The following is a 511-nucleotide window of genomic DNA, read 5'->3' as shown; positions in this document are numbered from 1 at the left end:
TCGCTCCTGCCGCAGCTCTCGGTCGCCGTCCTCGAGAAGATGGCGGAGGGGCCGCTCCCGAAGCGGCTCCAGCTCGGCGTCGACGCCGGGAAGAACTTCACGATCGCGTTCTCGGACTGATCGACGCGGCCCCGTGCACCGAAAGTTGTACGGGCCGCGGGACTCCGAATAAATTGGGCGAAGCATGGTCGCGTTCGCCAAGCTCCTACAGCGTTCGATGTGGATCGGGGAGCCCCGCTCGCCCTCCTCGGAACCGAAAGGGGAGGGCGCCGCGCCCGCGCCGGGGGCCCGACGTGGGCCGGCGTCGCTCCTCGGCGGGGTGACCCTGGCGAAGGTCGCCGCCGGCCTCGCCGCCGCGACCTTCGCGGTCTTCCTCGGCGCCGCCCTGCCCGTCGCGATCGCGGGTTGCACGTCCGCCGCGCCGCCGCCCGCGGCCCCCGAGCCGTGCGACGTCCAGATCGTGACGCTCTCGATCTACGCGTCCGACAGCATCAACCCCAACGAGAACGGG

1 protein-coding gene is annotated in these 511 nt (G+C 72.0%); it reads left to right on the top strand.

The features are described from left to right. Positions 1-184 precede the first annotated feature (184 nt). Positions 185-511, top strand: a 327-nt coding sequence (locus BN4575_RS22735; protein WP_218060792.1) for a hypothetical protein, incomplete at its 3' end; no start/stop codon positions are given.

Origin of the sequence: Aeromonas sp. EERV15 (assembly GCF_900079845.1) — a bacterium.
GTDB classification, from domain to species: Bacteria; Pseudomonadota; Gammaproteobacteria; order Enterobacterales; family Aeromonadaceae; genus Aeromonas; species Aeromonas sobria.
This window is presented reverse-complemented; position numbering and strand designations above follow the sequence as displayed.